The organism is Sporofaciens sp. JLR.KK001, assembly GCF_036941055.1.
In the GTDB taxonomy this organism is placed as follows: Bacteria; Bacillota; Clostridia; order Lachnospirales; family Lachnospiraceae; genus Sporofaciens.
In genome coordinates this window covers 3,332,613-3,356,438 of sequence record NZ_JAYMNO010000001.1, presented here as the reverse complement: position 1 = coordinate 3,356,438, position 23,826 = coordinate 3,332,613, and the positions used below count along the sequence as shown (strand labels likewise).

Genomic DNA, 23,826 nt, shown 5'->3' with positions numbered 1-23,826 from the left:
ACTATAGATAATTTCTATGTGTTAAAACGCGAGTGTTTGTACAAATTGACTATGGATGTATACACGAGATTGTGTAAATTGCCCAATGGTCGATTGGAAAGGAGGAGATGGCAGAAGCATGAAAGTGAGTGGAAAAAGAGTTGTTTCCCGGTTAGAGGAGATCTATCAGTGCGGAAAGAAGGAAGACGGAACATTTACAAGAATGGCATTTTCCGCGGAGGATGTGAAGGGAAGGAAGCTCTTTGCCTCCTGGGCAGAGAAACTGGGTATGGTATGCAGGATGGACGAGGCAGGGAATCTGATTGCCCGTATGGACGGGCAGGATAACAGCCTTCCGGCGATCCTCATGGGTTCACATCTGGATACGGTGCCGGACGGAGGCAGGTATGACGGTGTTCTTGGATGTGTGGGCGCGCTTGAGGTCTGTGAGACGTTCAGGGAAGAAGGGTATACTCCGAAGCATCCGGTAGAAGTGATCGTGTTCACCGATGAAGAGGGCTTCCGCTTCGGCAAGGGTCTTACCGGAAGCAGCGCAATCTGCGGACAGGACCCGGATGTCAGTGATTCGGAATTAGATATTTACGGAGAAGAGAGAGGGAAAGTCATGCAGTCTTACGGCATCACCTGCGGGGATATGCTTAAGGCGGCGAGGGATCCTTCATCTGTTCATTGCTTTATAGAGCTTCATGTAGAACAGGGAGCAAGATTATATAAGACCAATACTTCGGTGGGAGTCGTGTCTTCGATCGCGGGCGTGAACCGTTATGACGTTACTGTGACCGGCGAGGCGAACCATGCCGGAAGCACGGCCATGGCAGACCGCAGGGACGCGCTTGTGGCTGCGGCGGGATTCATCAACAAGATACCGGAGATCACGGCGGCGCATGGCAATGAATTTACAGTTGCGACTGTAGGCACCATCAAGGTAACTCCTCATTCTGTGAATGTGATCCCGGGAACCTGTACGTTCAGCCTGGAGATCAGGGACCAGGATGCCGCCCTGATGACGCTGATCGAAGAGAAGCTTCGGGAAGAGCTTAAGAGCGTCTGCGGCAGGTATGGAGTTACTTATACATTTGAGCCGACCTCATACCATGATCCGGCGCCGATGACTGAGTGGGTGAAGGACAGTGTGGAGCAGGCGGTAAAGGAGCTTGGTATCGACTATACCACGATCCCAAGCGGCGCGTTCCACGATTCGCTGATCATGACAAGCGTATTCCCTACAGGGATGATCTTCGTGCCCAGCGAGAAGGGAATCAGCCATTCCAGATATGAGTTTACAGAGGACGCCGATATTGAAAACGGCTGCAATGTATTGCTTGGAACTGTGTTGAATGTAGATAACATGACAGGTTCATGTTCAAAATAAAAGGAAGGAAGGTAAACACTATGGCAAAGAAAAAAATTGGTATCATCGGCGGAGGTATCTCCGGGGCGGCGCTGGCTTATCATTTGAGCCTCTATGACGGAGAAGCAGAGGTAGTCGTATTCGAGAAGGATACCATCGGAGGGGCCTCCACGGCGAAATCAGCAGGTACGGTGTGTCTGTTTGACGATTCCCTCAAGAACAGATATTGGGACGTCAGGCTCTATGGATTCGAATCCTATCTGAAGATGGAAGCGGAAGAGAAGGGAAGCGCGGGATTTGATAAGACCGGTACGCTGGTTGTAGCTACCAATGAAGAGGTTGAGAAGGTGATCAAGACCGGTATCGCTCTTGCCAAGGCGGCAGGCTATACAGGCGAGTATATCACAGACAAAGACCGCATCAAAGAGATCCTGCCTGACATTTCTACCGATAATATCCTTGGCGCAGGTTATACCGCGGACGACGGATATTTTGACGGAACGATGATTTCTAATACATATGCCAAGAAGGCTCAGAAGAATGGCGTCGTTGTGAAGACCGGCGTTAAGGTGACCGAGGTTGTCGTAGAGGACAAGAAGGTCAAGGGGCTTAAGACAGACGACGGACAGGATTATGAATTCGACGTGGTTGTCGACTGCACAGGGCCATGGAGCAAATTCACCGGCGAGATGGTAGGCCTTGACGTACCGATCTGGCACACGAAGGCAGAAGCATTCTTCTTATGTCCTCCGGGAAAGAAGCTTGATTATACATTCCCGGTGCTGAAGTATCCAGAGTTCTACGGACTGCGTGCCGGAGACAATATCTTCATCTGTAAGTCTCACCTGTCTATGGATCTTAGCAATCCGATGCATGCGGGGCAGTGGGATCCGGACAAGTTACCTGCAACAGGCGGAACAGACGATTACTTCATCGACTTCCTGCTTGACCAGTTGGAGGCGAAGGTTCCTGGAATCGTAGACAGCGGACTGGTATCCTCTTGGTTATCCTACCGTGCAGAGCCGAAGGATTTTTGGCCGATCCTGGGCGAGACGCCGGTTGAGGGTTATATGCTGTCCACAGGTTACGGCGGCAACGGCGTGATCGAAGCGCCTGCGGCAACCCGTGACTTAGCGAAGCTGATCATGCGCGGCGAGAGCACACCGTTACTGGAAAACTGGGCATTTAAGCGTCTTCTGTAGGAGGAAATCATGAATATAGCAGTTCTTATTAAACAGGTTCCGGTCTCCAACGACGTATCCGTGGACCCGGAGACTCACGCACTTGTGCGGGCAAGTTCAGAAGGTATGGTAAATCCGGCGGACTTAAACGCCATCGAGGAGGCTATGCTTCTTAAGGAGCAGACCGGCGGAAAGGTTGTGGTATTTACCATGGGGCCGCCGGACGCGGAGAAGGCTTTAAGAGATGCGATGGCGCTTGGATGCGACGAGTCCTGCCTGGTAACAGACAGGGCCGTGGCAGGAGGAGATACGGTTGCGACCGCGAAGGTACTGGCGGCGGCAATTAAGAAGTACGGAGAATTCGACCTGATCTTAGGAGGAGCATTATCGGCAGACGGCGCGACCGGACAGGTAGGCGCTATGGTGGCAGAGCGTCTTGATATCCCGCATGTGGTGGAGGCACAGGGGATCAAGTATGATACGGACAAGGCGGATCGGATTGTGGCGGTAAAGAAGTTCCATGACAAGAAGCTGAGTATCCGGTGTGCGCTTCCTGCTATGATATCATTTAACTTTGGCTGCAATGAGCCGCGTCTTGCTACGCTTCGCACCAAACGTGCGGCAAAGTCGAAGCCGCTTGTGACTTACACCAATGCAGATCTCGGCCTTCCGCTTGACGAGGTTGGTATCGCAGGTTCCCCTACAGCAGTTGTAGATTCCTTCTCACCAAAGGCGGGAAGAAGGGCGGCTATGCTCGAAGGAACAGCCGCGGAGCTTGCGAAGAAGTTATATGACCTGATTGAAGAGGAGAAAGGAAAATAGACCTATGGCTAATGGAATTTGTGTTTATGCAGAAAGTTATAAGGGTAAATTAGAGCCGGTAGCTGCAGAACTGGTTTCAGCGGCAAAGGAGATACAGAAGACGACCGGTGAGAAGGTTCAGGCGATCGTGTTGGCAGAAGATCCGGACGGTATCGCGGCAGAGCTTGACAGGCTTGGTGTGGAGGAGATCTACGCCGTTAAGGCGGGGCGTGACTGTTCTCAGCAGGACGATGCCGTAAGCGAGGCGATCTCAGAGATGCTTAAGAAGATCGGCCCTTCAAGCGTTCTGATTCCGGCAACTCCCGAGGGGCGTTCCATCTTCTCCAGGGTGGCAATGAAGCTTGGATGCGGGCTGACGGCAGACTGTACAGAAGTCCTGGTAGGAACGAAGGAAGACGGTTCTTATTACATTAAGCAGAATAAGCCGTCCTTTGGTGAAAATGTATTCGTGACCATCATTACCAGAGATGGATATTATCCGCAGATGATGACCGTAAGGCCGGGTGTGTATGTTCCGCAGGAAGAAGCGGCAGGCGGCCAGGCAAAGATTGAATATTTTGAGGACATCAAGGTTGGTGATTCTAAAATCGAAGTGATCGAGGAAGCAGAGGCGGAGAATGAGACGGGAAGCATCCTTGGAGCAGAGGTCGTAGTAGTCGGCGGAAGGGGTGTTCTTGAGGATGATAACTTTGCATTGCTTGAGAAATTCGCCGAGAAGGTCGGCGGAGCTATCGGAGGAACAAGGCCGATGGTAGATTCTGAGATGATTCCGTTCAATCATCAGATTGGCCAGACCGGGCTTACGATCCGTCCGAAGATCTGTATATCCTTCGGCGTATCCGGTGCGATCCAGCATACGGAAGGTATCAAAGATACGAAGTTATTCGTGGCGGTGAACACGGATGAGGATGCGGCGATCTTCGGCGTTGCCGATTACGGAATCACGGCTGACCTTAAGGATATCCTGGAGAATTATCTGGCGATCTAAGGGGTTGTGTTTTGATGTGCGGAGGGGGAATTGTCGGGATTCCCCTTCTCGCTATTTTGGGAAATGTGTAAGGCTAAAGAGGATGCCGCAGAGAGTGTCGGTGCCGGAGGAATGGCCGATCTCCTCGAAGGATGCGAGGATCTCGCAGGCGTCAGGAAGCCGGTACAGGCGGTTGACTGCCAGACTGAACTGCAGGTCTAAGGCGCAGGATAAGAAAGCGGCGCTTAAGTCGATGGTGTCGGACAGCCGGTTTGCCAGTTCTGATCTGAGCCGCTGCGTGAAGGGGTGTCTGTCATTCCCGGTCATATGAAGCCCGGCCAGCACGCCGCACAGGAAATCATCTCCGCTGGGAGTCAGGCCGATGCCAAGACCAAGAAGACGGGAGAGCCGGAGGGCGGCTTCCGGATAATCCCCAAGGCGGCATAGTTCATCCGCGAGGAGGAGATGTTTCTTTGCCGCAAGGAGCATCAGGGACAGGTCGTCTTCCAGGGCTTCTGCGCTGCCGAATAACAGGGCGAACCCGTTGGTATCGGTTAAGGCTAACGCGTTTCGGATACCGGAGATAAGAAGCGTGAGGGAGCGGGAATCAAGAGGCGCCGGAAGCTTAAGGTCATACCGCCTGGCATCTGCATAGGTGAAATGATAAGAGGCTTCGCCCCGAAGTTCAAGACTGCCTTCTTTGAACCGTACATCGTCGCCGGGCGCGATGCCAAGTCCGCCCATCTCTTCGGCAGTGAGGGCGAGGATCAGGCTGATCGGGGAGAGGGGAGAATGCTCTGCCTGCAGGGATAGGATCTGCTTCCCGTCTGTCAGGTTAATGGTTCGGCGGTATACGGAATGGACGGTTCCGGATGTAAGGTTCCTTAGGATCTGTTCGGTATAGTGGGATAGCTGTGTGATCTGGTATTTCATGGGTTGGCACTCCTTTTCTGCATTTTATTCGTTTTAATATATGGTATCAGAGAATGCAGAAAAATACAATGGCAGTTGATTAAAATCTGGTTTGAAATTTTAGTGCATAATGATAATAAATTAACGTTTAAAATGGAAAAATTTGTAAAAATCGCACAAAAACCAGGAAGAATATTCTATGTTTTGCGCTATTGTGATTTGTCTCATTTTGGATTAAAATAGTATACAGGAAGTTAAAATGTGGTTGACCGGTAAATTTTATTATTAGGAGGTATGTTATGTATGATTTAGTGATTCGAAACGGCAGACTTGTGACTCCGGACCGTATCTATGAGGCGGATATCGCGATCCAGGACGGTAAGTATGCTGCGTTTCTGGCAGCGGGAACGCCGGCGGAGGCGAAGGAGACGATCGATGCGGAGGGGAATTATGTATTCCCGGGTATCATCGACTGTCATGCGCATCTGAATGAGCCGGGGTTCGAGTACAGGGAAGATTTCGAGACAGGTTCCCGCGCAGCGGCGGTTGCGGGGTGTACGACATTGATCGATATGCCGCTCAACAACGATCCGTCTCTGATGAATAAAGAGATCTTCGATCTTAAGATGGGCAGGATCAGCAAGCATTCTGTAGTCGATTATGCACTGTGGGGCGGACTTGTGGGCGACTATGACGATAAGCCGGGTTCTGTTAAGAACAATATGAATGACCTTGTTGATCTGCACAACTGCGGTGTTGCGGCGTTCAAGGGATTCACCTGTCCCAACGGCAACCTGTTCCCGACTGTGAACATGGGTAATGTCCGTAAGGCGTTAGAGATCTTGAAGCCATACGGCGCTCTGTGCGGATTCCACTGTGAAGAGTTCGGCCAGGTATTGGAGAGGGAGAAGGAAGCGAAGGCAAAAGAAGGCCAGACCAACGAGCAGAAGATCCGGGATTTCCTGGATTCCCATGACGTATGGACCGAGTATGTTGCGACGAAGAATGTCATCGATATGGCAAGGGCAACGGGCGGACGCGTGCATATCTGCCATGTAAGCCATCCGATGGTGGCTCAGGTAGTGAAGGACGCTATCCATGAGGGTCTGCCGATCACGGCGGAGACATGCCCGCATTATCTTGGATTTACAGAGGACTTCGTGTTCGAGAAAGGCGCTCCGGCGAAGTGTACGCCTCCGATGCGCAGGGCGGAGGATATGGAGAAGCTGTGGGACTATGTGCTTGACGGGACCTTGTCATGCGTGGGAAGCGATCATTCTCCGGCTGCAGACGAGGAGAAGGATAATGCGACCAAGGATATCTGGCATGCATGGGGCGGACTTAACGCGATTCAGTTCTTCCTCCCGATGATGTTCGATATGATCGTGAATAAGAAGGGGTTGAGTCCGACTCTGATCGCGAAGGTAATGGATTACAATCCGGCTAAGATCTTCGGGCTGTACGGACGCAAGGGCGCGTTCGAGGTTGGGTTTGACGGCGATATCGTAATCGTGGATCCTGACAAAGTATGGAAGGTTGACCAGACGAAGCTTCTGACCAAGGGGCATGTATCCTGTTTCGACGGACAGGAAGGCAAGGGCGCTCCGACCTGCACGATCATAAGGGGCAGGGTTGTAGCTTCTGACGGCATGTATAAGGAAGAAGCGGTAGGATACGGCGAGTATATCACACCGATTAAGTAGAGTAAAGGAGAAATACTATGGGTGACGTAAATAACGAGAAAAAAGAAGCGAGTTCATTAGCGCCGATCAAATCGAAGGACCGTATCATGAGCTGGGGTTCTAACACCATGCTCTGGCTTGGCGGATGTATATCCATCGGAACTCTGACCATGGGAAGCGCGCAGCTTGAGAAGGGATTGAACCTGGTACAGTTGTTCCTGGCAGTATTTATCGGATCTCTGATCCTGATCATCGGCATTGCGGCCAATGACCAGTTCAGTTATAAGACGGGCGCTCCTTATGCGATACAGCTGAAGAGTGCGTTTGGTACAAAGGGAAGCTCTATTCCGGTATTGATCCGAGGACTTCCTGCGATCGTATGGTATGGTTTCCAGACCTGGCTTGGAGGAGCCGCGCTTAACAATATTTCTATCGTGTTCTTTGGGTTTGACAATATCTGGGTATTCTTTATTGCGTTCCAGCTGATCCAGGTCCTCCTGTCCATCAAGGGCTTCCAGGGAGCGAAATGGGTAGGGAATATCGGCGGTGTTGTTATCTCCATCGCTATGATCTATCTGCTGTATATCTGTATCTCCCAGTACGGCGACGTGATCGGTGATAAGCTGATGAGTCACGGCGGAACATGGGGTATGCCGTTCATCGGTGCGGTGATCGCATTCTTCGGAAACAGCACGACGGTTATGCTGAACGCGGGCGACTATTCCCGTGAGGTGAAGGCAGGCTATTCTTCCGTAGCCCGCGGGGCATCTTACTTCTGCGCGATGGTTCCGGCAACGGTATTGCTTGGCCTGATCGGTGCCATGGCTTCCACGGCGACAGGTATCGCCAACCCGATCAATGCATTTGCCCAGATGGTAGATAATAAGATCGTCCTTCTGGTAACGCTTGGCTTCATTATCTTCGCACAGTTGTCCACCAACCTTGCAAGCAATGTGATTCCGCCGGCATATGCGTTCATGGATGTATTCAAGATCAAGCACAGGACGGCCGTTATCATCGTTGGTATCCTTGCGGTAGCTACCTGTCCGTGGATTCTGACCAACGACAGCTCGGCGGCGGGGCTTGACTTATTCGTTAAGATCTATTCCGCGTTCTTCGCACCGATCTTCGCGGTATTGATCACAGACTTCTTCGTTCTCCATAAGAGAAATGTAACCGAAGAGGTATTGAACGATCTGTATAATGACAATGGTAACCATGCAGGTATTAACTGGGCGGCGATCATCGCTATCGCTGTGGGAGCTGTGATCGGTCTGATCAATGTCAATGTGTCATTCTTTACGGCAACCATCCCGACAGGGCTTGTATTCTACTTCCTGATGAAGAAGATGCCGTCCTGCGAGCGTTTCAGAAGAGGAACAACGTTAGAGTAAGAGACAATAGGAGGTGTTGTCAATGTATGAGGTATTAATCAAGAATGGTAAGATCGTTACGGCAGATGCCGTAACGGAAGGTAATGTAGCGATCAAAGACGGCAAGATCGCCGCGGTGTTGGCTGCAGGTGTGGAACCAGAGGCGAAGGAAGTGATCGACGCTGCTGCAAAATATATATTCCCGGGAGCGATTGATACGCATGCGCATCTGAATGATCCGGGATTTGAATGGCGCGAGGATTACGAGCACGGAACGGCGGCAGCCGCCCTTGGCGGATATACTACCGTGATCGATATGCCGCTTCAGAATGATCCGTGTATGACCAATGCGGAGGCGTTTGATTTCAAAGAGAATAAGGTCTCCCCCAATGCATATGTTGACTTCTGCTTCTGGGGCGGACTTACGAGCTATAATTTTAATGATCTGAAGGAATTGGATGCTAAGGGCTGTGTGTCTTTTAAGTCCTTCATCGGACCGGTTTCCCCGGATTATGAGTCGCTGAACTACGGTCAGGCCATGGAGGCTATGGATATCATCAAGGAATTTGACGGACGCGCGGGCTTCCACTGTGAAGACTATGCGATCATCAAGAACCAGGAGAAGAGGATGAAGGAAGCCGGACGCAACGACTGGAAGGCATTCCTTGAGTCACGCCCGGTGGTTGCCGAGATCGTTGCCACCGACGCCATCATCGAGATCGCGAAAGCGACGGGCTGTAAGGCGCATATCTGCCATGTGTCCCATCCGGCAGTTGCGAAGAAGATCAAAGCGGCGCAGGATGAGGGATATGATATTACCGCAGAGACCTGTACCCATTATCTTACCTTCAGCAATGAAGATGTGATCGAGAAGGGGCCGTTATACAAATGTGCGCCGATCCTTCAGCCTAAGGAGGCGGTAGAGGAGATGTGGGAGTACGTGAAGGCGGGCGTATTCAGCGGGATCGCTTCGGATCATTCTCCGTGCTCCTACGATGAGAAATACAATGAGATCCTTGGCAATAAGATCGAGACGGTGTTCGATGTGTGGGGCGGCTGTTCCGGTATCCAGAGCGGATTCCAGGCGGCGTTCAGCGAAGGCGTAGTAAAGCGCGGCATCTGCCCGACGGTGCTTGCTAATGCCATGTCCGTGCTTCCGGCGAAGGCGTTCGGCATCTATGGGAAGAAGGGCGATATCAAGCCGGGATTCGACGCGGACCTTCTGATCGTTGACCCGGAAAAGGAATGGGAGATCACGGAAGATTCCCTCCTGTATGTGAACAAGATCTCCGCGTTCGTAGGACTTAAGGGCAAGGGGCTTCCGGTTGCGACGCTTGTCCGCGGCAATGTGATCGCAAGGGACGGCCAGATTGTTGCCGAAAAAGGCGTAGGCGAACTGGTGAGGAAGCTCAGATAATGTACGGCTATTAATGAAAAGGAGAAAATTATAATATGAGTATTGTTGATAACAAAAACCTGAATCCGGAGCTGGTCAAGGATGTAGATCCGGATCTTCAGCCGACACAGAAGCGTATCATGGGTCCCCTGTCCTATGCGGCGAGTTTCATGGGAGGATGCGTTTCGATCGGTACATTTTCCATGGGTGCAGGCCTGATCGGCGCCCTGACGGTAACACAGGCGATCCTTGCAATGACGATCGGATGTCTGGTCATTGCGATCGCGCTGGCGATCATCGGCGAGTGCGGCCATACCTACGGCATTCCGTTTACCGTGCAGCTTAGAAGCAGCTTTGGTACGACGGGCGTTAAGATTCCGGGTGTCTTAAGAGGACTTCCTGCGATCGTATGGTTTGGCTTCCAGAGCTGGGTAGGGGCAGGAGCCATCAATAGCTGTATGAACATCCTGTTTGGCGTAAGCAATCTTCCGGTGGTATATGCGTTGTTCACCCTCCTGCAGGTAGCCCTTGCGATCAAGGGATTCGAGGGGATCAAGTGGCTTGAGAATATCTCCTGCGTATTCATCATTGCTATCCTGATCTACATGCTGTATGTGGTAAACACACAGTTCTCATCAGAGATCGGCGATGTATTCTCAGGGATCAAGGGAACATGGGGCATGCCGTTTTGGGCTGCGACAACATCCTTCCTTGGGATCTATTCTACCATGATCATCAATGCGTCCGATTACTCACGTAACGCGACGGACAACGTTAAGCCTGTGAAGGCTGCAAGCATCTATACAGTGGCGATCCTTCCTGTCACCCTGTTCATGGGGCTGATCGGACTCCTTGTAACGGCTGCAACAGGAAACAGCGACCCGGTAGTTGTATTCTCAACGACCATGGGAAGCAAGTTCCTTACTATCGTGACACTGCTCTTCATCGCGTTTGCGCAGGTTACGACGAATGTACTGAATAATATCGTGCCTCCGGCATATGTACTTATGGAGTCCTTCAAGATGAAATGGACTCACGCTACCGTACTCGTAGGTATTCTTTCCGCATGTGTTATGCCGTGGAAGCTGGTTACAGATGAGTCTGCGGCGGGCCTGAACCTGTTTACACAGTTCTACTCCGCATTCCTTGGACCGATCTTCGCGGTTATGGCGGTGGATTATTTCATCCTCCGCAAGAAGAAACTGGATATCAACGATATGTACGACAAGCAGGGATGCTTCAAGGGCATCAACTGGGCGGCAGTCATCGCGATCATCTTCGGGTCACTGTGCTCATTGTTGGTTATGAAACTGTCCTGGTATGTAAGCCTGATTCCGACGGGCGCTGCGTACTACCTGTTAATGAAGATGATGCCGTCATCCAAGTCATTCTGTAAAGGAACGATTTTTGAAAGATAAAGGTTATTAAGGGGACGGCAAATGCCGTCCCCTTTTGATAACAAGATCAGATCTTTGTGTTGGCCTGTATACGTTCAAGCTTTAAGTCCAGGAATTTTAAGGTCGATTCTAAGAGCCGCCGGGTGACAGGATTCTTCTCGTCCCGGTCAAAATCATGCATGCTGTGGGATGCGACGAACCGCTGGGCGTGGTATTTGTTGCACAGCTCCAGGAATTCAGAGTAGGGGACATCGGTGTCGCCGGTGCTGTGGGCGCAGAAGATCGGACAGGGCAGCTCGCTGCAGGTGCGTAAGGTATAGTCAAGATAGAAGAATTTCTGCCGTCCGTCGTAGATCAGATCCGCCCATTTCCCGGTCTGTCTTGCATAGACATAAACGCTGTAATGGGTGCCGAGATCCCCGTCTGCGCAGAACCCGCCGGGAATAGCGTCAAGAGCTGATTCGCCTACGGCAGGAAGGGAGCAGTAATAATTACTGGGAGTCATAAACCAGCCGTCGCATAGGAATCCGTATCCATAATAGGAGAGGATTCCAGCAGGTTTCCTGTCAAATGCCCCGCGGGCGCCGGCAAGCAGGCAGAGGTATGCGCCGGCAGAACGTCCCCATAGAAAGTAAGGCAGTTCGGCGCCGTCTTCCAGATAAATGGCGGGATTCCCGATGTAATGGCTGACAGAGGAGCACACGTCCGCGAGGATCATCTCAAGCTTTGCGGCGGGCGCAAGGGGGTAGTCATAGGCGGCAATGCAGTATCCGGATGCCGTCAGGGATTCGAGGTGGAGCATGGGCAGGTCTGTCCTTGTCCCGAATAATAATCCTCCGCCGTGGAAATATAGAATATAGGCTTTTGGTTTTTGATCTGTATCGAAGTACAGGGTGGCGTGCTTGTCATAGTGATCATTGGGGATTGATATCTCTCTGGTCTGCAGCATGACTGGTCTCCTTTCGTTGTCCTATAATGAATTAAAAAGTGGTTGATAGCAATGCTTCCAATCCTAAGTGTTTGTTTAGTTTTTAACAATTGCCGGAAGGCTTTGCAGGCTTACCGGCAAATACCAGTATACCACAAAAACGACGGGGTTCAAGAGTAAAATGTGCTGAATATTACTGCTAAAATAGACAAAATAGAAGACCTAGATTTGTCTAAAATGTCAATTGAAATTTCTGGACAAAATTGCCATAATTAGATTATAAAAACCGGTTGACCACAAAGACCAAAGTAATTAAAATTTTATTAAACAAAGAAAGTGAGGAACTTAAAAATGAGTTATTTAAACAATCAGCTTGGATACCGTGACGATCTGTTGCAGACACGTTCTGTCATCAAGAAAGAGAACTGGGTGCTTCTTGAACCAGACGGACTTGTGAAGAATGCAATTCCGGGTTATGTGAACTGCGACGTGACGATCCTTGGCTCTCCTGCTATGGGAGCTTCTTTCGCAGATTATCTGGTAACCGCACATGCCGGCGGCAAGAAGGACGGGATCGGCGGAGACGGGATCGAGACTTTCCTCTATGTAGTAGAGGGTGAGATCGCCGTTAAGAATGCGGACAAAGATGAGGTTCTTGTTCAGGGCGGATACATCTATTCTCCGGAGGATAAGCCGGTATCTTTCGAGAATAAGGGTGAAGCGGACGCGAAGCTCTATCTGTACAGACGCAGATATGAGAAGGTTGAAGGCTATCATGCTTACACCGTAGTCGGCAATGCGAACGAGTTAGAGTGGATCGCTTATGAAGGGATGGAGAACTGTTACATCCAGAATTTCCTTCCTACAGATGATTTCGGCTTCGATATGAATATGCATATCCTGAAGTTTCACATCGGCGCTTCCCATGGTTATATAGAGACACATGTACAGGAGCACGGTATGTTATTCCTTACCGGTAAGGCGATGTACAGATTAGGAGAAGACTGGGTGCCGCTCAAGAAGGGCGACTATGTATTCATGGATGCATATACTCCGCAGGCATGTTATGCAGTCGGTGATGAAGGACGCGAAGAGGTCCTGACATATATCTATTCCAAAGACTGTAACAGAGACGTTGCATTATAAGAAGGAATGCGCCCGTCGGCAGGACGGTAAATATAATAAGGATGGTGGAATATTATGAAGCTTTCAAGAGATGAATTAAAGGGTTTGATGAAGAATAAGATGGTGCAGGCAGGCTTGAGAGAGGACCATGCAGAACAGACAGCAGAGATCCTCACATGGTCGCATGAGAGAGGATATGCGTCACACGGTGCGGTGCGTGTAGAGTATTACAGTGAGAGGATCGCCAAGGGCGGTATCACACACGAGCCGAACATCACATGGACACAGACAGGCCCGTGCTCAGGTATCATGGACGGAGACAACGGCATCGGTTACTGGGTAGCTACCAAGGCAACGGAGAAGGCTATCGAGATCGCGAAAGAGAACGGTGTTGCTATCGTTGGTATGGCGAACATCTCACATACAGGGTCCATCGGATACTATACGGAGATGTGTGCGAAGGAAGGTCTTGCTGCGATCACATTCTGCCAGTCCGACCCGATGGCGGTGCCGTACGGCGGAACGGAACCTTATTACGGAACCAACCCGATCTCTTTTGCGGCTCCAACGGCAGATGACCGTACAGTAGTATTCGATATGGCTACGACCGTTCAGGCTTGGGGCAAGATTCTTGACAAGCGTTCTCAGGGTGCAGAGATTCCGTCCGACTGGGCAGTGGATGTGAACGGGGAGCCTGTCACAGACCCGCATAAGGTGAATGCTCTGACTCCGATCGCCGGCGCGAAGGGATATGGACTTATGATGATGGTAGACGTATTCTCCGGCGTGCTCTTAGGAGTTCCGTTCGGCAAGCATGTAAGTTCTATGTATCATGACTGCTCGAAGGGCCGCGAGCTTGGACAGATGATCATCGTTATGGATCCTGAGAGATTCTGCGGCGCTGAACAGTTCAAGAAGAATATGTCCCAGACCTGTGATGAATTAGGCGAGATGAAGGCTGCTCCGGGATACGGCAAGGTATACTATCCGGGCGAGAGAGCCGTGATGAGAAGAGATAAGGCTTACGCGTCAGGCGGAATCGAGGTAGTGGATGAGCTGGTTGAATATCTCAGAGGAGATGCAGTTCATTTTGACAGGTATGACCATAAGAACAGATTTGCAGATTAAATCATTCGTATAGATTTGGAGAGGATAAAAACATGTTAAAGACAGTTGTTAAGAAGGGAAGTTATCAGGATTCAGTTGTACTGATGCTTTTGACAAATGAGATTTCTTCATTAGAGGGAGTGAACAAGATCCAGGTTATGATGGCTACTCCTGCGAATAAAGATATCTTCAAGACAAGCGGGCTTGATACGGAAGAATTGATGGCAGCCACCGCCAACGATATGGTAGTGGTAGCGGATGTACAGGAAGAGGCAGTTCTTGACGTGGTTCTTGAGAAGGTAGAGGAGTTCTTGAAGAAGCAGTCCACAGCAGCGGAAGGCAAGAAGGGCGCGGAGAGCGTGAAGTCATGGGATAAAGCGCTTAAGAAGGCTCCGGAGGCGAACCTTGCCGTGATCTCTATTCCGGGCGCGTATGCGGCTCTTGAGGCTGACCGTGCACTCGATGAGGGCTTGAATGTATTCATGTTCTCTGACAATGTAACGGTTGAAGACGAGAAGGCATTAAAAGAGAAGGCTCATGCGAAGGGACTGGCCGTTATGGGTCCTGACTGTGGTACAGGTATCATCCAGGGCGTTCCGATCGCATTTACGAACAAGGTGACAAAGGGTTCGATCGGTATCATCGGCGCATCGGGAACAGGTATCCAGGAGCTTACGACCATCATTGACAGATTGGGTGAAGGCGTTACGAATGCTATCGGTATCGGCGGACGTGACCTGAACGCTAAGATCGGCGGAATCACGATGATGGATATGATTGACGCCATGGAAGACGACGCTTCCGTGAAGGTGCTTGTGATCGTTTCCAAGCCGCCGGCAAAGGAAGTACGTGATATGATCTCCGCGAGACTTTCTAATTTCAGCAAACCGGTTGTTACACTGTTTGTAGGTGAGAAGCCAGAGTATCACGAGGAGAACTTCTATCACTGCTATACGCTGGATGAGGCTGCACGTAAGGCGGTAAGCCTTGTAAGAGGTACGGAAGTGGCAGAGGCGACCATCGATCTTGACGAGTCCACATTCTACAAGGCAGAAGACGGCAAGACCATCAAGGCTTATTACTCAGGCGGAACCCTTGCGAATGAAGCGGCTATGCTCATCAAGGACGCCATGAACTGTAAAGTACCGCCGGAGGATATCGAAGGCTATATGCTTCAGTTAGACGGCAACGTGGTAGTGGATCTTGGAGACGACGCTTATACACAGGGCAAACCGCATCCGATGATCGATCCTGCCAAGCGTATCGAGTGTATGCAGGAAGCAGTAGACGATCCGACGACAGGAGCAGTTCTCCTTGACATCATGCTCGGCTATGGTTCACACGCCGACATGGCAGGAGCTCTTCTTCCGTCCATCGTTGCACTGAAGGAGAAGGCAGAGTCACAGGGAAGGAAAGTATTCTTTATCGCTACGGTATGCGGTACGAGAAGCGACTTCCAAGGATATGACGAGGCAGTGAATAAATTAAAAGAAGCCGGTGTTATTGTATGCGAGAACAATAAGCTTGCATGCCGTACAGCGATCCGCGCTATCGGAAGAGACTTTGAGGAGCCGGTTAAGGAGATCCGTGCGAAGGAAGTGGCGCAGGTTGAGAAGAACGCACCTTCAGACAAGCTCCGTGCGCTGCTCTCCGACAAGCCGAATATCATCAATATCGGCCTTAAGAGCTTCGCAGAGGTAGTAGAGCAGTTCGGATGCGAAGTGGTGCAGTACGACTGGCAGCCGCCGGCAGGAGGCAATGTAGAGCTTATCAAGACACTGAACTTCCTGAGGAATTATGAAGGTATCGACGATCTGAACCGTGCCGTGATCGCGAAGGTGGTTGCAAGCCAGCCGATACTTAAGGACAATGTGCGCGCCAAAGAAGTGATCCCGCAGTTTGCAGAGAACGGCGGCAAGGTGATCCTTCACGCAGGCCCGCCGGTAGCATACGAGAATATGCCGGATCCGATGCAGGGTTCATGCGTCGGCGCGGTCATGTTCGAAGAATGGGCGTCCACTGAGGAAGAAGCAAGGAAGATGTTAGAGGGCGGCGAGATCAAGTTCATCCCATGCCACCACTGCAATGCGGTAGGACCGATGGGCGGCATCACATCTCCGAATATGGCAGTATTTGTAGTAGAGAATGAGACGGGCGGCAACAAAGCATATTGTACCATGAATGAAGGTATCGGCAAGGTTCTCCGTTTCGGCGCATATGACGAAGAGGTTGTAAACAGGCTTCGCTGGATGAGAGACGTTCTCGGTCCGACGCTTGGCAAGGCGCTCCGCTCTATGGAGAACGGACTTGCGATCAATCCGTTGATCGCGAAAGCGGTTGCCATGGGCGATGAATTCCATCAGAGAAATATCGCCGCGTCTCTTGCATTCCTGAAAGAGGTTGCGCCGATCATCACAGCTATGGATATGGACGAGAAGGATCGTTACGATGTGATCAAGTTCCTGGCCGACACGGATCAGTTCTTCCTGAATATCATGATGGCGACAGGCAAGGCTGTTATGGACGATGCGAGAAAGGATACGGATGGAACCATCGTTACCGCTATGTGCAGGAACGGATATGAATTCGGTATCCGTATCGCAGGTATGGGCGACGAGTGGTTTACCGGTCCGGTCAATACACCGCAGGGACTTTATTTCACAGGTTACGACGCAGAAGACGCATGTCCGGATATGGGCGACAGCGCGATCACAGAGACCTTCGGCGTGGGCGGTATGGCTATGATCGCTGCCCCGGCGGTTACAAGGTTCGTAGGCGCGGGCGGTTATGAGGATGCGCTCCGCACCAGCAACGAGATGACAGAGATCTGTATCGACAGGAACCCGAACTTCACAGTTCCTACATGGAACTTCCAGGGAATCTGCCTTGGTATTGACGCAAGACTGGTTGTAGAGAAGGGGATCACCCCGGTGATCAATACCGGTATCGCCAACAAGGTGGCAGGAAGAGGGCAGATCGGTGCGGGTACGGTACATCCGCCGATCGAGTGCTTCGAGAAGGCCGTGAAGGCTTACGCTAAGAAGCTTGGTTTCGAGGCATAAGCAGAATAGGAGATATCTTATGGATAAGAAGAAAGTTGTCATTGCCCTGGGCGGAAACGCCCTTGGCAAAGATATAGAAGAGCAGAAAGAAGCAGTTGCCAAGACTGCAAAAGTGATCGTAGACCTTGCGCAGCAGGGGCTGGATATCATCGTTACACACGGGAACGGCCCTCAGGTCGGTATGATCCAGAATGCGATGGATAATCTGATCGTGATGCAGCAGAATTATAAGCAGGTACCGCTTCCGACCAGCGTGGCTATGAGTCAGGGCTATATCGGTATCGACCTGCAGAATGCGATCAAGTATGAATTGCTGAGCCGCAATATTGACGGCAAGGTGTCAACGATCCTGTCACAGGTGGAAGTAGATCCTAAAGATCCGGCATTTGACAATCCAACGAAACCTATCGGCAGGTTCCTTACGAAAGAGGAAGCCGAGGAGAATGAAGCGAACGGCATCCGGTGTATGGAGGATGCGGGCAGAGGCTACCGTATTGTAGTGGCTTCCCCGATGCCCAAGCGTATCCGTGAGCTTGAGACTATCAAGACGCTGGTTGGCGCAGGGCATATCGTGATTACCTGCGGAGGCGGAGGAATCCCGGTCATAAGCGATGAAGACGGCCGTTTGGTCGGCGTCAATGCAGTCATCGATAAGGATAATGCAAGCAGCCTTCTGGCAGCACAGCTCGGCGCAGACCATCTGGTCATCCTGACTGCAGTCGAGAAGGTTGCCGTCAACTGGGGCAAAGAGAACCAGGAGTGGCTGTCGGATCTCACGGTAGAACAGGCGAAAGAATATATTGCCCAGGAACAGTTCGCAAAAGGTTCTATGCTTCCAAAGGTAGAGGCGGCGATCCGTTTCGCAGAATCCGGAGAGGGCAGACATGCACTGATCACGCTGCTTGACAAAGCGGCGGCCGGAATCGCCGGCGAGACTGGAACCGTAATACACTCATAGTCAGGTAACAGGTTTGGCAAGAATGTGCCTGCAGGGAACAAAATCATGCAGGCACATTCTTTCATTAATATGAGTAGTTGAGGAGAGGGAACATGAATATACCAATTAATCTGTTTATGTGGATAATGGCATTTCTGCCTATTATCGTACTGTTGATTTTGATGATAAAATTTAACTGGGGTGCAACGGAGGCTGCACCGGTGGGACTCATAATTACGATCGTTACGGGCCTTGTATTCTTCAAAGCAAATATCAGGCTGATCGCGGCGGAGAGCGCCAAAGGGGTATGGAATGCACTGATCATACTGATCATAGTCTGGACGGCGATTCTGATGTATCAGGTGGGCGATGAGGCGAAGGCGTTCCTTGTGATCCGCAACGGTATGAGGAAACTGCTGCCCAACGAGCTGCTTCTGGTGCTTGCGATGGGATGGATATTTGAAAGCTTTCTTCAGGGGATTACGGGGTTTGGAGTTCCGGTTGCCGTAGGCGCGCCGCTTCTTATTGGTATCGGCGTGAAACCGCTGTGGGCGGTCATCATACCGCTTCTTGGCCAGGCGTGGGGGAATACTTATGGAACACTTGGCGCAGCCTGGGATTCACTTGCGATGTCGGCAGGGCTTTCTGCCGGAAGCGAGGAGTATCTGGCGACGGCGTTGTGGACGGCGGCATTTCTCTGGTTCTGGGTTGCGATCGGCGGATTCGCGACCTGCTGGTTCTACGGCAAGGGGAAGGCGATCAAGAAGGGATTCCCGGCGGTGGTGCTCATGGCGGTCATCCAAGGCGGAGGAGAGCTTCTCTTAAGCCAGGTCAACACGACCATCTGCTGTTTCGTGCCGGCATGTATTTCTCTGATCGTGATCCTGCTTCTCGGAAGGGTGAAGATGTACAGCGAGGAATGGAGCATCGAGGACAGCCCGATCATGAACCGTGAGTTCGAGGGGAAGGCAAGCGGCATCGAGGCGCCGGATATGAGTCTGATACAGGCATTCGTGCCGTACTTCCTTCTGTCGGCCCTTACATTGATCGTGCTTCTGGTTAAACCAGTCAATGCAGTATTGGGACAGATATCGTTTGGTTTGTCGTTCCCGGAGACTTCGACGGGATACGGGCATGTGAACGCGGCGGTAGAGAGTTTCTCACCGTTTACACCGTTTACACATGCGAGCATGTTCTTGTTTATATCGGCGATCGTCGGACTCTTCTATTATAAGAGGCATGGCTGGATCGGGGACGGCGGAGTGAAGAGGATCTTCGTGAAATCAGTTTCCATGACGATGCCGTCGGGCATCGCAGTCATCGGGCTGGTCATCATGTCGAAGATCATGGACGGAACCGGGCAGACGGTAGTGCTGGCTAATGGTATTGCCAATGTCCTTGGCAAGATCTATGTCATCCTGGCGCCGTTCGTAGGGCTTCTCGGAACATTTATGACAGGAAGCAATATGAGTTCTAATATCCTGTTCGGCGGATTCCAGGTAACAACGGCCAATCTTCTGAACGTAGATCCGTCGGCGATCTTAGGCGCGCAGTCGGCAGGCGGAGCCATCGGCAGCGCGGTAAGCCCAAGCAAGATCATCCTTGGGACGACGACGGCAAGCATCCTTGGAAGAGAAGGAGAGGTTCTTAAGAGAATTCTTGCGCTTACGGTACCTACCACCATTGTGATCGGCGCGATCCTGTTCGTGCTGGTGGCGTTCTAGGAAGGAGAGTCTTTAGTAGATTATGGAGAAGAAAAACTTTTTTCAGACAAAAGAAGGCGGGCTTACGATTGCATTTGTTGTAATCATGGCGGCGTTTTTTATCATACTGGCGGGCCTTGGCAGCGGGAATGACACGATCTGCTTGGTCGGATTTCTGATTATGGTAGCCGCCATGTTGTATTCGCCGGTCAGAACGTTTATAATTAAGCCAAAGAAATGAGACGAAAGGAGAAGTCATTATGGCAATTGAGGAGATTACAGGCAGAATAGCGAAGGATCTGGAGAGCTTGAAGCAGTTTACGGCAACGCCGGGAGACGGCTGCACCAGGCTGCCGTTTACACCGGAGGCAAGAGGGGCAGTGAATTATTTAAAGCAGATCATGGGAGAGGCAGGACTTGAAGTGAGAGAGGATGCCGCCGGCAACGTGATCGGAGTGATGAAGGGTACGGATCCGGACGCTCCATGTGTCATGATGGGATCACATTTTGACTCTGTAGTGAACGGAGGAGACTTCGACGGTATCGCGGGAGCGGTATGTGCCATCGAGGTTGCAAGGCAGTTAAAAGAAGAAGGAATCACTCCAAAGAGGGATTTCGTTGCGGTTGGATTCTGTGACGAAGAAGGAATGCGTTTCGGAACAGGGTATTTTGGGTCAGGTGCGATGCTTGGCAACAGGAATGTTGAATACTGCAAGAATTTCGCAGATACCAACGGCGTTACCATCTATGATGCCATGAAAGAATACGGGCTTGATCCGGAGAAGATCGAAGAAGCGAAATGGGACACATCCAAGATCGGACAGTTCCTTGAGCTGCATATTGAACAGGGTCCGGTTCTTGATGCGGAGAATATTGAGCTTGGTCTTGTGGACTGTATCGTCGGGATCCAGCGTTATATGGTAACCGTTCACGGCAGGGCCGACCATGCGGGAACGACTCCTATGGATATGCGTATGGATGCTGTTGACGCGGCGACGAAGGTGATCTCCAAGATTCCGGACTGGGCGCGTGAGAAGGCCGACGGAACCGTTGCGACCACAGGCTTCATCCGCACGACACCGGGCGGAATGAATATTGTTGCGGAGAAGGTAGAATTCACCGTTGATATCCGTTCCAAGAATAACGACAACATCAATGATATCGCCAACAGGATCCGCGCCGCCCTCGACAGAGAAGTGAGTGAGATGGGCGGAAGCTATGAGATCGACACCAAGCTTGTGATCACGCCGGTATGGCTCTCTGAGGAGATGCTTGGCACGATGGAAGAGAGCTGCAAGGCAAGAGGCTACAGCTATAAGAAGCTTCCAAGCGGTGCGGGACACGACGCCCTTGAGATCGGTCAGGTGATCCCGACTGTGATGCTGTTCGTTCCAAGTAAGGAAGGAAGAAGCCATTGTCCGGTAGAATTCACGAAATACAGTGACTTTGCGAAAGCATCTGTGGTTATGACTGAGCTAGCCAAGGAACTTCTTGTAAAGTAGAATTGGAAAACGGAGAGTTATATGACAGGATTGAACCCGGTAAATAAAAAGGAGAATCTACGATTACTCAGGAGTGCGCTCAGGCTTACGCAGAAGGAATTTATAGATCGTTTTCTGTCCTCGGCGGACGGTAAGCCGATGATGAGTATTGCAACATTTTCTAATCTGGAATCCAGGGACGGAGTAAGAATGAATGAAGTGATCCTTGCGGTGTCGGAGAAGCTTGGTATTGATTCTATGCTGTTTTCAATACCTCCGGAGGAATTCTCAGAGAGGATCCAGGTGCTTCTGCCAAGTGATACGGCCGGAGATGCGGCCGGAAAAGGCCGTGCGAAGAAGGGCAATATCAATCATCTGGTGAACCGTCTTACCATGTATTTTGCAGAACAGATCTTTGAAAAGCGGCTGAAGAAGGGTGATAAGATTGAGTCGGACAGAGTGCTGTCCCAGAAGATGAATGTGGGGAGGTCCGCGATCCGGGAGGCGCTTAAGGTCCTGGAGGTTCTGGGGATGATCGATATCCGGCCCGGACAGGGCACTTATATCAGCAACCATGAAGCCAGCTTCTTTATCGTTCCCCTGTCATGGTCTCTGTTCCTCAATGGGGGTCAGATCGACAGTATTGTGGAGGTCCGGAATCTCCTGGAGGTGAAGGCGGCTTATCTGGCGGCAAAGTGTACGGATAAGGAGTGCCTGGACAGATTGTATGATATCTCGCACAAGCTCCATAAGGCTTATGTGGAGAAGGATTTTAAGGAGTTTCTGGACGGTGACCTGGAGTTCCATATCTGTATCGCGGAGTGTTCCGGCAACCAGGTGATCTACAGCATGATCCAGACCATCAGCAATCTGATGCGGCATGTCAGCGGCAGCGGTATGGTCGATGAGGAGCAGCTTAAGGATATCTATGAGGAGCATCAGAGGGTATATGGACTGATCCTGGCGAAGGATGCTGAAGGAGCGTCTGAAGCGATGAAAGAACATCTTGAGAAATCACTTGGGCGTTACGATTACAGATAATGAGCATTATAGAGAAAGAGGTGTAAAGAGATGGATTTATTAGAGGTTATGACAAATCGCAGAAGTGTTAGGAGCTATACGGAAGAGGAGATCCCTGCCGAGAAGCTTGAGAAGATCCTGCAGGCAGGACTTCTGGCTGAGTCCGGGAAGAACTTAAAGCCCTGGGAATTTATCGTGGTGGAAGACAGAGAGGTGCTTGCGAAGATGGCGAAGAGCCGGGCGGCCGGCGGAGCCATGCTTGAGCATGCCAAATGTGCCGTTGTTGTCGTGGGAGATACGGAGAAGACGGACGTATGGGCTGAGGACTGTTCGGTTGCTATGGCGCATATGCATCTGATGGCAGACTGCCTTGGTGTTGGGAGCTGCTGGGTGCAGGGAAGGCTTCGGAAGGCTGCGGATGAGAGGACGACGGAAGAGCATATCAGGGAGCTGCTTGCGATTCCGGAGAAATATGCATTAGAAGCGATCCTGGCGCTGGGAATGACGAAGGAACATCCGGAGGCGCATTCTCTTGAGGAGCTACCGATGGAGAAGGTGCATAGAGGGAAATTCTAAAAAAGCTTTACACCTTATGTCCTATCTATTATAATAAAGATAGAAACCATGTTTTGATACACGCAGCATGTAGATGTGCAGATAGCGGATAGGTGGTGAGTATATGCCAAGTAATGGAGAGATTGTTAAAGATGTAGTTGATCAATTCCAAAAGATTCAGGCTCATATGAAGAATGCCAAAAAGGAAAATGCGGTTGAAACATATGAGGGATTGAAGGACGATTATTTATCATTAAAGGCAGTTTTGACTTCATTGGGCGTTAATCTGACAGATATCGATAAGATTAAAGAATAGCTTATTTATCTTGACATTGAAAGTTGCCAGGACAGGAAGGGAATAATTATGAAAGTGTATGATTCAGTGAAGAAGGAAGAGGTAGAGGTCAATGGAACCAAGGGCTTGATCGATATTATGCGGGATGGTCGTCAGGTGGATCTCTATCTGAAGGAAAAGAAGTCGGATGCGGACGGCTATATGAGCTGGGATGTGGAGCACTGGTCTAGCATTGACGTGAAGAGGTTCATCCGTTGTTATTCTCTGGAAGGACGAGTATTAGGAGAGTCTACGGGACATAATATCTATGACCTGGAGAACGAGTTCAAGCCGGAGGAAGCAGCGAAGATCGAGTTAAGTTAATAGGCAGGAATGAAGATGCCCCGAACCGGTAGAAGGTATGGGGCATTTTTCAATGCTGATTTATACACTTTATAAAATTTACAAAACATGCATTTTTCTAAAATGGTTATTGAAAAGCTATAAAAAAAATATAAAGAGTGTTGACAAAAGAAATAGGTAGTGATACATT

At 50.7% G+C, this 23,826-nt stretch carries 21 protein-coding genes; 19 read left to right on the top strand and 2 right to left on the bottom strand.

From position 1 onward, the window contains the following. Positions 1–118: 118 nt before the first annotated feature. Genes VSQ62_RS17290 through VSQ62_RS17275 form a run of 4 tightly spaced genes read left to right on the top strand, consistent with a single transcriptional unit; the run spans position 119 to position 4,342 of the window. Entirely contained in the window at positions 119–1,372 is a 1,254-nt protein-coding gene (locus VSQ62_RS17290) for a Zn-dependent hydrolase (protein WP_334636030.1), read from the top strand. Between the two features lie 20 nt (positions 1,373–1,392). Next, the gene (locus tag VSQ62_RS17285; protein WP_334636029.1) at positions 1,393–2,553 is read left to right on the top strand and encodes an NAD(P)/FAD-dependent oxidoreductase; all 1,161 of its coding nucleotides are present in this window, start codon (positions 1,393–1,395) and stop codon (positions 2,551–2,553) included. A gap of 9 nt (positions 2,554–2,562) precedes the next feature. Beyond that, entirely contained in the window at positions 2,563–3,354 is a 792-nt protein-coding gene (locus tag VSQ62_RS17280) for an electron transfer flavoprotein subunit beta/FixA family protein (RefSeq protein WP_334636028.1), read from the top strand. A gap of 4 nt (positions 3,355–3,358) precedes the next feature. Continuing rightward, complete coding sequence (locus VSQ62_RS17275; RefSeq protein WP_334636027.1) at positions 3,359–4,342, top strand: electron transfer flavoprotein subunit alpha/FixB family protein; 984 nt, start codon at positions 3,359–3,361, stop codon at positions 4,340–4,342. A gap of 51 nt (positions 4,343–4,393) precedes the next feature. On the opposite strand, the gene VSQ62_RS17270 is transcribed toward VSQ62_RS17275, so the two are convergent. Further along, a complete protein-coding gene (locus tag VSQ62_RS17270) occupies positions 4,394–5,254 on the bottom strand; it encodes an oxamate carbamoyltransferase subunit AllH family protein (protein ID WP_334636026.1) in 861 nt (286 codons plus the stop codon). A gap of 278 nt (positions 5,255–5,532) precedes the next feature. Between VSQ62_RS17270 and allB (VSQ62_RS17265) the strand changes: the two genes are divergently transcribed. Genes allB (VSQ62_RS17265) through VSQ62_RS17250 form a run of 4 tightly spaced genes read left to right on the top strand, consistent with a single transcriptional unit; the run spans position 5,533 to position 11,102 of the window. Next, positions 5,533–6,936 carry an allantoinase AllB gene (gene allB, locus VSQ62_RS17265; RefSeq protein ID WP_334636025.1) on the top strand — a complete coding sequence of 468 codons (1,404 nt, stop codon included), beginning with the start codon at positions 5,533–5,535 and terminating at the stop codon, positions 6,934–6,936. Between the two features lie 17 nt (positions 6,937–6,953). After that, entirely contained in the window at positions 6,954–8,309 is a 1,356-nt protein-coding gene (locus VSQ62_RS17260) for an NCS1 family transporter (protein ID WP_334636023.1), read from the top strand. Positions 8,310–8,331: 22 nt separating this feature from the next. After that, complete coding sequence (gene allB, locus VSQ62_RS17255; RefSeq protein WP_334636022.1) at positions 8,332–9,705, top strand: allantoinase AllB; 1,374 nt, start codon at positions 8,332–8,334, stop codon at positions 9,703–9,705. A 35-nt stretch (positions 9,706–9,740) separates the two neighbouring features. Beyond that, positions 9,741–11,102, top strand: a complete 1,362-nt coding sequence (locus tag VSQ62_RS17250; protein ID WP_334636021.1) for an NCS1 family transporter — start codon at positions 9,741–9,743, stop codon at positions 11,100–11,102. A gap of 46 nt (positions 11,103–11,148) precedes the next feature. Here VSQ62_RS17250 and VSQ62_RS17245 read toward each other — a convergent pair whose 3' ends face one another. Continuing rightward, positions 11,149–12,030: an alpha/beta hydrolase fold domain-containing protein gene (locus VSQ62_RS17245; protein WP_334636020.1), complete on the bottom strand. Its 882-nt coding sequence runs from the start codon at positions 12,028–12,030 to the stop codon at positions 11,149–11,151. 330 nt (positions 12,031–12,360) lie between these two features. Here VSQ62_RS17245 and allE point away from each other — a divergent pair, with 330 nt between their 5' ends. From allE to VSQ62_RS17190, 11 genes are all read left to right on the top strand, one after another. Next, complete coding sequence (gene allE, locus VSQ62_RS17240; RefSeq protein ID WP_334636019.1) at positions 12,361–13,155, top strand: (S)-ureidoglycine aminohydrolase; 795 nt, start codon at positions 12,361–12,363, stop codon at positions 13,153–13,155. Between the two features lie 54 nt (positions 13,156–13,209). Beyond that, complete coding sequence (gene allD, locus VSQ62_RS17235) at positions 13,210–14,262, top strand: ureidoglycolate dehydrogenase (protein WP_334636018.1); 1,053 nt, start codon at positions 13,210–13,212, stop codon at positions 14,260–14,262. A gap of 32 nt (positions 14,263–14,294) precedes the next feature. Further along, positions 14,295–17,303 (top strand): bifunctional FdrA/YlbE family protein, encoded by a 3,009-nt coding sequence (locus VSQ62_RS17230; RefSeq protein ID WP_334636017.1) that lies wholly within the window; start codon positions 14,295–14,297, stop codon positions 17,301–17,303. Positions 17,304–17,322: 19 nt separating this feature from the next. Continuing rightward, the gene (arcC, locus tag VSQ62_RS17225; RefSeq protein ID WP_334636016.1) at positions 17,323–18,261 is read left to right on the top strand and encodes a carbamate kinase; all 939 of its coding nucleotides are present in this window, start codon (positions 17,323–17,325) and stop codon (positions 18,259–18,261) included. Between the two features lie 92 nt (positions 18,262–18,353). Beyond that, positions 18,354–19,964 carry an L-lactate permease gene (locus VSQ62_RS17220; protein WP_334636015.1) on the top strand — a complete coding sequence of 537 codons (1,611 nt, stop codon included), beginning with the start codon at positions 18,354–18,356 and terminating at the stop codon, positions 19,962–19,964. A 22-nt stretch (positions 19,965–19,986) separates the two neighbouring features. Next, complete coding sequence (locus VSQ62_RS17215) at positions 19,987–20,184, top strand: hypothetical protein (protein ID WP_334636014.1); 198 nt, start codon at positions 19,987–19,989, stop codon at positions 20,182–20,184. Between the two features lie 19 nt (positions 20,185–20,203). Continuing rightward, positions 20,204–21,445: a M20 family metallo-hydrolase gene (locus VSQ62_RS17210; protein ID WP_334636013.1), complete on the top strand. Its 1,242-nt coding sequence runs from the start codon at positions 20,204–20,206 to the stop codon at positions 21,443–21,445. 21 nt (positions 21,446–21,466) lie between these two features. Next, on the top strand, positions 21,467–22,465 hold the full coding sequence (locus tag VSQ62_RS17205; protein WP_334636012.1) for a FadR/GntR family transcriptional regulator: 999 nt from the start codon (positions 21,467–21,469) through the stop codon (positions 22,463–22,465). Between the two features lie 30 nt (positions 22,466–22,495). After that, positions 22,496–23,020 (top strand): nitroreductase family protein, encoded by a 525-nt coding sequence (locus VSQ62_RS17200; RefSeq protein WP_334636011.1) that lies wholly within the window; start codon positions 22,496–22,498, stop codon positions 23,018–23,020. Between the two features lie 103 nt (positions 23,021–23,123). Further along, positions 23,124–23,315, top strand: a complete 192-nt coding sequence (locus tag VSQ62_RS17195) for a hypothetical protein (protein ID WP_334636010.1) — start codon at positions 23,124–23,126, stop codon at positions 23,313–23,315. Between the two features lie 48 nt (positions 23,316–23,363). Next, positions 23,364–23,657 carry a hypothetical protein gene (locus VSQ62_RS17190; protein WP_334636009.1) on the top strand — a complete coding sequence of 98 codons (294 nt, stop codon included), beginning with the start codon at positions 23,364–23,366 and terminating at the stop codon, positions 23,655–23,657. Positions 23,658–23,826: the final 169 nt, after the last annotated feature.

Coding starts and splice junctions, on each gene's coding strand:
- VSQ62_RS17290 (WP_334636030.1), top strand. CDS start 119: ATGAAAGTGAGTGGAAAAAGAGTTGTTTCCCGGTTAGAGGAGATCTAT.
- VSQ62_RS17285 (WP_334636029.1), top strand. CDS start 1,393: ATGGCAAAGAAAAAAATTGGTATCATCGGCGGAGGTATCTCCGGGGCG.
- VSQ62_RS17280 (WP_334636028.1), top strand. CDS start 2,563: ATGAATATAGCAGTTCTTATTAAACAGGTTCCGGTCTCCAACGACGTA.
- VSQ62_RS17275 (WP_334636027.1), top strand. CDS start 3,359: ATGGCTAATGGAATTTGTGTTTATGCAGAAAGTTATAAGGGTAAATTA.
- VSQ62_RS17270 (WP_334636026.1), bottom strand. CDS start 5,254: ATGAAATACCAGATCACACAGCTATCCCACTATACCGAACAGATCCTA.
- allB (WP_334636025.1), top strand. CDS start 5,533: ATGTATGATTTAGTGATTCGAAACGGCAGACTTGTGACTCCGGACCGT.
- VSQ62_RS17260 (WP_334636023.1), top strand. CDS start 6,954: ATGGGTGACGTAAATAACGAGAAAAAAGAAGCGAGTTCATTAGCGCCG.
- allB (WP_334636022.1), top strand. CDS start 8,332: ATGTATGAGGTATTAATCAAGAATGGTAAGATCGTTACGGCAGATGCC.
- VSQ62_RS17250 (WP_334636021.1), top strand. CDS start 9,741: ATGAGTATTGTTGATAACAAAAACCTGAATCCGGAGCTGGTCAAGGAT.
- VSQ62_RS17245 (WP_334636020.1), bottom strand. CDS start 12,030: ATGCTGCAGACCAGAGAGATATCAATCCCCAATGATCACTATGACAAG.
- allE (WP_334636019.1), top strand. CDS start 12,361: ATGAGTTATTTAAACAATCAGCTTGGATACCGTGACGATCTGTTGCAG.
- allD (WP_334636018.1), top strand. CDS start 13,210: ATGAAGCTTTCAAGAGATGAATTAAAGGGTTTGATGAAGAATAAGATG.
- VSQ62_RS17230 (WP_334636017.1), top strand. CDS start 14,295: ATGTTAAAGACAGTTGTTAAGAAGGGAAGTTATCAGGATTCAGTTGTA.
- arcC (WP_334636016.1), top strand. CDS start 17,323: ATGGATAAGAAGAAAGTTGTCATTGCCCTGGGCGGAAACGCCCTTGGC.
- VSQ62_RS17220 (WP_334636015.1), top strand. CDS start 18,354: ATGAATATACCAATTAATCTGTTTATGTGGATAATGGCATTTCTGCCT.
- VSQ62_RS17215 (WP_334636014.1), top strand. CDS start 19,987: ATGGAGAAGAAAAACTTTTTTCAGACAAAAGAAGGCGGGCTTACGATT.
- VSQ62_RS17210 (WP_334636013.1), top strand. CDS start 20,204: ATGGCAATTGAGGAGATTACAGGCAGAATAGCGAAGGATCTGGAGAGC.
- VSQ62_RS17205 (WP_334636012.1), top strand. CDS start 21,467: ATGACAGGATTGAACCCGGTAAATAAAAAGGAGAATCTACGATTACTC.
- VSQ62_RS17200 (WP_334636011.1), top strand. CDS start 22,496: ATGGATTTATTAGAGGTTATGACAAATCGCAGAAGTGTTAGGAGCTAT.
- VSQ62_RS17195 (WP_334636010.1), top strand. CDS start 23,124: ATGCCAAGTAATGGAGAGATTGTTAAAGATGTAGTTGATCAATTCCAA.
- VSQ62_RS17190 (WP_334636009.1), top strand. CDS start 23,364: ATGAAAGTGTATGATTCAGTGAAGAAGGAAGAGGTAGAGGTCAATGGA.